This is a genomic window from Coleofasciculus sp. (assembly GCF_046539235.1).
Taxonomy (GTDB): Bacteria; Cyanobacteriota; Cyanobacteriia; order Cyanobacteriales; family Coleofasciculaceae; genus Coleofasciculus.
In genome coordinates this window covers 22705-28704 of sequence record NZ_JBKHHI010000022.1, presented here as the reverse complement: position 1 = coordinate 28704, position 6000 = coordinate 22705, and the positions used below count along the sequence as shown (strand labels likewise).

The following is a 6000-nucleotide window of genomic DNA, read 5'->3' as shown; positions in this document are numbered from 1 at the left end:
TGCAAACCCCCAAATTGATTCGCGATCGCATGGAGTAGTCGTTTGGTTGCGATCGCGCTTTCCTTGTGTTATATATCTTTATGCTCAAGGGCGGGTTGGGTTGAATTCTTATCGGTGAATATCTGAATTGAATGGCTAAACCCGCCCCGACAATTTGTAATTCCTGCCTAAATCACTCTATTGTATTCCAATTGTGAAACGTTTTCAGCAAAGCATAAAAATACTCACGATCCGAGGTTATCGCTTTTCTCGCTATCCGAAACAAATCCTGATTCTCCTGGCTACAGTCAGTCTGATTTGTACCCAAGTTGTCGCTCAAGATGTCCCCATTTATAGCCCCAGGGATATCTTTCATCCGGTTATTGCGGAAAATGGCATGGTTTCCTCTCAAGAAAGCTATGCTACAGAAGCAGGTTTAGCGGTATTAAAAGAGGGCGGAAATGCTATTGATGCTGCTGTAACCATGGGATTTACGATGGCGGTTACTTTACCCAGTGCGGGAAATATTGGTGGCGGTGGATTTATGGTTGTCCATTTAGCTGATGAAAATAAAACCATTGCCATTGATTATCGGGAAAAAGCCCCAAAAGCGGCAACTCGTGATATGTTTCTGGATGAAACGGGTGACGTTGATCCTGAAAAATCTCGCCATAGTTATTTAGCTGTTGGTGTTCCTGGAACCGTTGCTGGGTTAACTATGGCACTGGAAAAATACGGGACAATTTCTTTAGCACGGGCGTTACAACCCGCGATTGAATTAGCCGAAAATGGGTTCCCTGTTTCTGAATATTTGCATCGTTCCCTAATTGCTGTGAAAGAACGGATGCAAGCCTATCCTGCAAGTATGACAATCTTTTATAAACCAGGGGGAGAACCTTATCAGATTGGCGAAACTCTGGTGCAAAGAGATTTAGCGCAGAGTTTGAGATTGATTGCTAGGGAAGGATCAAAGGCATTTTACCAGGGTGCGATCGCAGATGCGATTGTGGCAGAGATGGAAGCCCATGGTGGCTTGATCTCTCAGGCGGATTTAGCCGAGTATCAACCCGTTATCCGAGAACCAATTCGCGGTACTTATCGCGGCTATGAAATTTATTCCATGCCACCGCCGAGTTCTGGAGGAATTCATCTGGTACAATTGCTGAATATTTTGGAAGCATTTCCCCTGGAAGAATTGGGACAAAATACCGCTCAAACGATCCATTTAATCACTGAAAGTATGAAACTAGCGTATGCAGATCGGTCTAAATATTTAGGGGATACTGATTTTGTGTCTGTCCCGATTTCCGGGTTAATCTCTAAATCCTATGCCGAACAGCTACGCCGCAAAATAAATTTAGATCAAGCAACACCAAGTCAAGAAATTGCTCCTGGTAATCCCAATCCGTTTATTGAAAGTAACAATACCACTCATTATTCAGTTATGGATAATCAGGGAAATGCTGTGGCAAATACGTATACGTTAAACTTTAGTTATGGGAGTAAAATAACGGTTCCGGGGACAGGGATTCTGCTCAACAATGAAATGGATGACTTTTCAGCCAAGCCAGGAGTTCCCAATGCGTTTGGCTTGATTGGTGGAGAATTTAACGCCATTGAACCGGAAAAACGGATGCTGAGTTCCATGACGCCAACGATTGTCTTAAAAGATAAGAAGCCTTTTCTGGTGACGGGGAGTCCGGGTGGTAGTCGAATTATCACGACGGTTTTGCAGGTTATTTTGAATGTTATCGATCATGACCTGAATATTGCTGAAGCAACGAATGCTGTTCGGGTGCATCATCAATGGCTTCCGGATCAGTTGATGATTGAACAAGGATTAAATAAAGACACCATGCGTCTGTTAGAGGACAAAGGACATCAGATTACTGTCACCAATACCATGGGAAGTACCCAAAGTATTATGTTAGTTGATCAAACCTTAAACGGTGCATCTGATCCCCGACGTCCTGGTGCTTTAACCTTGGGATATTAATAGCTGTTGTTAGGGTTCATTTTACTTGTCTACCTCACGGTAACTTTGGATTAATCACCCGCTATATCGTAGGGTGGGCATTGCCCACCAACCTTAAGGAGCGTGCTATAAACCTGAAGAATTAGCTTGCTCGCCGTGCAAAGCCATTCAACACTAAATTTGGCTTAAAGGGAGCAAACTTTTTCAGATCCCATTCTACACCCGAAACCGAACGCCATTGATAGTATTTAAACGCATATAAACAGAACAGTTTTACAATAGCAATCGATAAGGATCTGCCCGGACAGTTGCGTTCCTGATTAGAGCCATTCCAGGATAAAAGATCACTATAATCTCGTGTGGTTTTAAATGTATCTGGCTCTTCATATTTGTCCGGATCGCGATTCGCCGTAAACAGGGAAGCAACTAGACGAGTTCCCTTTGGGAATGGACATCGCTGACCGCCAATTTCTACTTCCATCGGTTCGGTAGACATTTGATTGAGAAAGCGAACGGGTGGATAAAGACGTGCTGTTTCAAAAATTACTTTTTCGGTCAATTCGAGTTGAGATAAGGTTTGGGCGTTTGGGGAAGTTTGACCATCCCAAACGGTATCTATTTCAGCAACAACGTTGGCTCTCAAGGCTTCATCTTCACATAAAACACCGAACACGGAGGCAAGGAGATCACTGGTTCCAGCAGTTCCGGCAACATGGATCATATCAAACAGATTGTTGGCAACCTGTTGTTCATTTAACTGATACGACGCCCCGAACCCTAGATAATCTTGATACTGGGAAGATTTTTTGTAAGCGTCTACTAAATCTTGGCGATGCTGAATGTGCGATCGCGTCTTATTTCTCAACAGTGTGTTATGAATAAGATTGGGAACAGTCGCTAATCCCAACCCGCCAATATAGCCAACTGACCCAGCAATTTCTTCCTCAGATAATTTGAGGTGAAGAATCAGTTCGTGTAATAGGGCGACGATCATTTTGGGCATGTCAGTTTTAACATTTAGGCTTCCCTGTTTCGTCGCCTTAGTTAGTCCTTCATCGATTAGCTTTGCTAATACCTCTGTTATTTCTTCGGGTTCCGGTAAAGCGTGAAAAAATAACGCTCGAATTCCGGCATGTTCATCACCATTGGTTCCTAAAGATAAGGGATGACCGAGAAAATAACTACGAGCATTGATCTTCAACGGACCCAAATAATTGTCTCGTTTTTGGGGTACAGTTTCAACCAGTCTTTTGGCATCGGCGTAGGTGGTATGAATAATCCCCTGATCCAAACCCAGAAATTTATCGGAGATTTGTTCCTTCCGCACATACAGATAATCTCGCCATTGCTTGGTTAGTACAGGAAGGTCTAAAAAATAAGCCCTTAAACGAATGAGTTTGCCAATGGGATTATTCCGACCAATTTTTGCCAAGAGGCGCGAGAACTTGAGTTGACGATCGTGGGTTTCGAGTATCTTTTTATTGTCCATCCTAATATCTATCTATTTTGTCAGCTTTCAACGGTTAGATTCATAAATTGGTCAAATTGGTCATGATACCTATTGAACTTTATGACGTTCCGCTCTACTTTTGCTTAACCTTTCAACAATTCTTAATAAATTTTATTAAAAATATACCAACAGAGTTGAAATATAAATCAAAATAGTATAAAGTATGAATCTGCCGCAAAATAGAGATTATATAGCCAGTTTAAATGATTTGTGAACACCGATAGGGCTGAAAATATTGCCCCGTAAGGGTTGCTATTTCACAACTGATTTAGACTCACTATAGTTTAGCTTTTTCTGGATAATGTATTGACAAATCTATGGCGATTTGCTATCAAAGCAGGTATTTGGTCGCTGGGTCAACGAATCGTCGAACAGGTCAGGTTTCACCCGTTGGGCTATCTAAAGAACAATTAGGGATTCCGGCATCACCCTGAAAAAGGCACAAATAAACCCGTAACATTTCTTTTGAGAAAAGGACATCAATATGACAAAGACACAAACGATTGTTCAAGAGCTATTACAAGTTTTAAAGCTCAGGCTAATTAACACATCTGCCGCTCAGCAAAAACTCAATAAAAAAGCGGCAAAACAACGATCGCAGTTAAGTAAAGTTGTGGGTCAGCTTGTCTTTAGTGACACCCAAAACCCCTTACATAATATGGAAGTGGAATTGTGGGATCGAGACATTGGCACGCCTGAAGAGTATCTGGGGAAAGGGATAACGGATCGCAATGGGTATTTTGAGATTTACTATGATCCAGAACAAGCTGGGTTTAAGGACAAGCCAGATTTAGAACTGAGAGTCATTGAAATTCGCAGCAGCTTCGATACCAACAATGAATTGGTGCTTGCCAAGCGCCTCGCCTACACGATTAAAGGACCCGATAATGTCACGCAAAAAGAGTATGACTTCGGCACTTGCACCGTTCCCTACTGGCTTTACAATCCCACCAATCCCTTCCCCCGCATTCTGTTTACCGAGTTAGAGGGAACACCGGACGAAGATGCGATTGGTCGTAAACTACAAGGTTATGAAGCCGCGAATCGTTTGACTCCAATTAAAGCCAAGCATGTTATCGAAAATACGCTCAATCCGAATCAACCGTCTCTCCAGGAGATTCAAGCTGATTATCCACCCAATTCCACGATTGAGCTAGAACAAAAAAATCCGGGATATACCCGAAGTGATGAATTTTTTGGGCGGCGGGTTCTCAATGGGATGAATCCCTGCTTACCGAAAAAAAATAAGCATAACCCGAATGAGTACAAGGTGACATTCAACTGGGATGCTTACGAAAAAGATAAAATTCATGACCTACATAACGTCGAGGCGACGTTTGAGGTTAAAAATGGTAAATTCTTACCCACTTCGATTACCATTCAAAGCCGACAGCCTGATTCCTACGCCCCCTTTTCTCCCCTGAAAGAACCAGTTACCTATACACCAAATGACGGCGATAAATGGTTGCAGGCAAAGCGAATTTTCCGCACCAACACTTTCTTTGCTGCTGAACTGATTGAACATTATATTAAAGCTCATTTGCAGATGGAGCAGTATACAGTCACGGCTTTCCGTAACTTGAGAAAAAATCCGCTCCGTCTGATGTTGATTCCTCATCTCAAGAGCCTGATTAACATCAATCGACGAGCAGATACGGTATTAGTAGACCCCAATGTGGGCTATGTCACCACCGCTGGTCCCTTGACGGCTGATAGTGTGGTGCAGATATGCCACGAGAACATGTCAAAGTTGGATTGGAAAGGATGGCAACCTCGTCAGCCGTTATGTGAGACACATACCTATGCCAAAATAGCCAATCTCTATTGGCAGCTTTTGACGGAATATATTGATGTCTTTTTCCAAAACTATCAGGATGAGATTGAACGCGAATGGATTGAAATTCATCGGTTATCAAATGACTTGGTTGACCATAGTGTGGCGTATGAACCGGGAAAAGATAGTGGCGGCAACGATGGGTATGAATGGTATGATACGAATGAATTGACTCAACCGAATAATTCCCGACGCACCATCAATGGCAGTCTGAAAGTGGTGAGTCCGATTACGCTATCGGATAAACCCGATGCCAATGATATGGAATACTTAAAACAGTTCTGTCGGTTTGTGATTTTCCACGTAACCTTGTGGCATTCCTGGGTGAATGATTCCCAAACAGATGCAGGTGGGGAGGTATTTTATAGTTCCCTAGCCTTGCGAAATGGTAGCTTTGGTAGTGAGGATGATCCAGCAATTTCTCCAGATTCAGGAGAAGCAACGCAACTGCTTTATCTGGTGAATGTGTTAACGGCGATTAAGTATGGATATATCATCAAGAATGAAGATGGGGATATTCCCGCCGAATTCCGCAAAATTCTGTCAAATCACAAGCAAGATTTTGCCCAACTGGATTTTGATGTGAATAATATTAGAGCGTTGATCAATATTTGATGGATATTGTATCCCATCCGTAGGGGCGCAAGGCATTGCGCCCTTTATTTAATGGCGCCGTTGACCCCAATCAATCTCAAAACATGC

General features: G+C 42.7%; 3 protein-coding genes. 2 read left to right on the top strand and 1 reads right to left on the bottom strand.

Going from position 1 to position 6000, the window contains the following annotated elements:
- The first annotated feature begins 268 nt into the window (after positions 1-268).
- The gene (ggt, locus tag ACLFWI_RS04040) at positions 269-1975 is read left to right on the top strand and encodes a gamma-glutamyltransferase (RefSeq protein ID WP_446411854.1); all 1707 of its coding nucleotides are present in this window, start codon (positions 269-271) and stop codon (positions 1973-1975) included.
- A 121-nt stretch (positions 1976-2096) separates the two neighbouring features.
- Here ggt and ACLFWI_RS04035 read toward each other — a convergent pair whose 3' ends face one another.
- Complete coding sequence (locus ACLFWI_RS04035; RefSeq protein ID WP_446411853.1) at positions 2097-3443, bottom strand: cytochrome P450; 1347 nt, start codon at positions 3441-3443, stop codon at positions 2097-2099.
- Positions 3444-3948: 505 nt separating this feature from the next.
- Here ACLFWI_RS04035 and ACLFWI_RS04030 point away from each other — a divergent pair.
- Positions 3949-5913: a lipoxygenase family protein gene (locus ACLFWI_RS04030; RefSeq protein ID WP_446411852.1), complete on the top strand. Its 1965-nt coding sequence runs from the start codon at positions 3949-3951 to the stop codon at positions 5911-5913.
- The last annotated feature ends 87 nt before the right edge of the window (positions 5914-6000 follow it).

Excerpts from the sequence above, each read along its gene's own strand:
- ACLFWI_RS04035 (WP_446411853.1), bottom strand. The coding sequence starts at position 3,443 with ATGGACAATAAAAAGATACTCGAAACCCACGATCGTCAACTCAAGTTC.
- ACLFWI_RS04030 (WP_446411852.1), top strand. The coding sequence starts at position 3,949 with ATGACAAAGACACAAACGATTGTTCAAGAGCTATTACAAGTTTTAAAG.